This window comes from Streptomyces sp. NPDC020362 (assembly GCF_040642095.1).
Classification (GTDB): Bacteria; Actinomycetota; Actinomycetes; order Streptomycetales; family Streptomycetaceae; genus Streptomyces.
This window is the reverse complement of the sequence record NZ_JBFAET010000415.1, coordinates 1-2,842: the sequence shown is the minus strand read 5'-3', so window position 1 is coordinate 2,842 and position 2,842 is coordinate 1. Positions and strand designations below refer to the sequence as shown.

3 protein-coding genes are annotated in these 2,842 nt (G+C 74.0%); 2 read left to right on the top strand and 1 reads right to left on the bottom strand.

Translation table 11 applies throughout. The features are described 5' to 3' along the window. Nucleotides 1-159 precede the first annotated feature (159 nt). A complete protein-coding gene (locus tag AB0H32_RS47675; RefSeq protein ID WP_361135803.1) occupies nucleotides 160-774 on the bottom strand; it encodes a TetR/AcrR family transcriptional regulator C-terminal ligand-binding domain-containing protein in 615 nt (204 codons plus the stop codon). Between the two features lie 228 nt (nucleotides 775-1,002). Here AB0H32_RS47675 and AB0H32_RS47670 point away from each other — a divergent pair, with 228 nt between their 5' ends. Continuing rightward, the gene (locus tag AB0H32_RS47670; protein ID WP_361135800.1) at nucleotides 1,003-1,809 is read left to right on the top strand and encodes a phosphatase PAP2 family protein; all 807 of its coding nucleotides are present in this window, start codon (nucleotides 1,003-1,005) and stop codon (nucleotides 1,807-1,809) included. Next, nucleotides 1,806-2,780, top strand: a complete 975-nt coding sequence (locus AB0H32_RS47665; protein WP_361135797.1) for a hypothetical protein — start codon at nucleotides 1,806-1,808, stop codon at nucleotides 2,778-2,780. The genes AB0H32_RS47670 and AB0H32_RS47665 overlap by 4 nt, the downstream gene beginning before the upstream one ends. The last annotated feature ends 62 nt before the right edge of the window (nucleotides 2,781-2,842 follow it).

Genomic DNA, 2,842 nt, shown 5'->3' with positions numbered 1-2,842 from the left:
TCTACCGACCGCATCTGCCGTGCGGGCGCAGCCGGATCGTCGGCGTCGGCCCTCCGCTCAAGGGGTACCCCACCCGGCCGGCGGTGCGCGCCGCTCCCGTCCCCACGGTGCGGCGCGGGCAGGCCGCCGTTCGTCATCCCGTGAACGGCGGCCTGAGTCCTAGGTCAGTCCGAGTGCGGGCAGCACCGTGGCCTCCACGAATCGGACGAGATAGTCGGCGTCGGCGTTCTGCCCGCTCAGCACCGGACGGACGCGCAGCACGCCGAACATCATGGCGGGGACGTACTCCAGCGCGGGATGGCCGGCGGGCACCTCGCCCCGCTGCACGCCGCGCTCCAGCATCTCCTGGAGCGTGGCGATCTCGGGCAGGAGTATCGCCTCGCGCAGTGCCTGCGCGAGTTCATGGTCGGCCGTGACCGCGTGGCCCAGGGCCTGCATGAGCCGGGCGTCCTTGTCGGACCAGTCGCCCGCCGCGCGTGCGGCCCGGCGCAGGTCCTCGGCGAGCGAGCCGGTGTCGATGCCGGCGAAACGCACCTTGCGGTTGGCGCGCAGTGCGGCCGCGACGAACTGGGGCTTGGTCTTCCACTGCCGGTAGAGCGTGGACTTGCTGCACCGGGTGCTGGCGGCGACGCCCTCCATGGTCAAGGAGTCGTAGCCGCACTCGCGGATCTGCTCCAGCACGGCGTCGAAGAACTCCCGCTCACGCTCGGGCGTGATCTTGGAGCGGCGCGAGGCGGCGACCGTCTCCGGTCCGTCCGCGGCCTGCGACGTCATGCGCTGCTTCTCCTCACTCGTGTAGGGCCCGCTGCGGCTGCCCGGTGAGGGCCGCTGCAGCACCTGTCTCCAGTGTGTCGCACATCAATCGATACGTCAGTGTACCGGTACTCAAGCGTATCGGTACACTGGCGTATCGGTACGGCAACGTATCGATGGGTCCCGGGCCACGGTCCGGGACTCGGCACGCACCACCACACGCACGACCGTCAGCGAAGGGGCCGGGGGATGAATGCCCGAACCGAGCCTGCAGAAGCGGAGCCGGACGCGATAGCGAAAGCGCCGGCGCGTCCACCGCTCCTGCGTGAGTTCCTGCTCGTCGCGGGGCTCTTCCTCGTCTACAAGCTCGGGCGGCAGCTGGCCACCGGCCACACGCCCGAGGCCTTGCGCAACGCCCACCATGTGTGGGACCTCGAACGGGCCGTGCACCTTCCCGACGAGAAGGCCGTGCAGTCCGCACTGCTGCACGGCGACACCCTCGTCCACCTGGCGAACACCTACTACGCGACCGTCCACTTCCCGGCCACCCTGGCCTTCCTGGTGTGGCTGTACCTCAGGCGGCCCGCGCACTACGTGTGGGCCCGCCGGGTCCTGGCCGTGGTCACCACCGCGGCCCTGGTCCTGCCGTTCGTGTTCCCGCTGGCCCCGCCGCGGATGCTGACCGGCACGGGCCTGGTGGACACCGCCCGGATCTACGGCCCCTCCGTCTACGGCCCGCCCTCCAGCGACCACCTCTCCAACCAGTTCGCCGCGATGCCCTCGCTGCACTTCGGCTGGGCCCTGATGGTGGCGATCGGCCTGATCGCAGCCACCCGCTCCCGGTGGCGCCGACTGTGGCTGCTGCATCCGCTGGTCACCCTGCTGGTGATCGTGGGCACGGCGAACCACTACTGGCTCGACGCGATCGTGGCGACCGCCATGCTCGGCGCCGCCCTGGCCGTCGTCCCCGCGCCGCGGCGCACGTCCAGTACGGCCGGGCGCGGTGCGCAGCGGCTCGCGCCGCAGGAGGCCGTGCTGGCGGGAGCGGGCCGATGAACGCCGCAGCCCTGCTCGCCGTCGGTCTGTCGCTGGTCTCGGCCGTCGCCTATGCCGCGGCCGCCGTGGCCCAGGAGCGGCTCGCCTCCCGCAGCGCCGGCGCGGGCCTGGTGCGGCTGCTCGGCACGGGTGCCTGGTGGTCGGCGGTCGGCCTGAACGCGGCCGCCGCGCTGCTGCACGTCGTGTCCCTCAAGTACGGCCCGCTGACCCTGGTCCAGCCGCTCGGCGCGCTCACCCTCGTCGCGGCGGTGCCGCTCGGGGCGCGGGCGGCCGGGCGGCGGGTCAGTGCGGTGGAGTGGCGCGGTACGGCGTTCACGCTGCTCGGGCTCGGCGCCCTGCTGGTCACCGCCTCGGGTCCGGCACCGGAGCGGGTGCTGAGCCTGACCGAGGCGCTGGCGGTGGCCGGTACGACCGCTGCCCTGATCGGCATGCTCTCCTGGCCGGGGGCCCGGCCGGGTCTCAGGCACGCGACCGCCTCCGGTTTCGCCTCGGGTGTCGCCTCGGCGCTCACCCAGACGGTGACCGTGGCGGCCACGGACCGCTCCGGTCCGGCGCCGTGTGTCGAGGTGGCCGTGGTCGCCCTGCTCGTCGCCGCGTTCGCCACCGGCGGGCTGCTGCTGTCGCAGACGGCCTACCGCGGCGGCCTCGGCGCGCCGCTGGCCGTGGTGACCCTGGCCAACCCGCTGGCCGCCGCGGTCATCGGGCTGACGCTGCTCGGGCAGGGCCTGCACGGCGGCGCGGGCGGGGTGCTGCTGGCGCTGGCCGGGGCGGCCCTGGCTGCCTGGGGAGTGGTCGTGCTGACCCGGGCGACCCCCGTCTCCGCCCCGGAGCACGACGGACACGACGGACACGACGGGCACGACGAGCACCCGGTCGCAGCGGTGCTGGCCCTGGAGCCGGGTACGGCGACCGCGGAGCCGGCGCTGGTGCCCCGCCGGCCGGAGCAGCCCGGGCATCTCACCGCGCTCTGAGCGCCAACGGACGGCGGCCGGTGCGGCCGGGTAATACCCCGGCCCCGGCCCCCCGCGCCGAG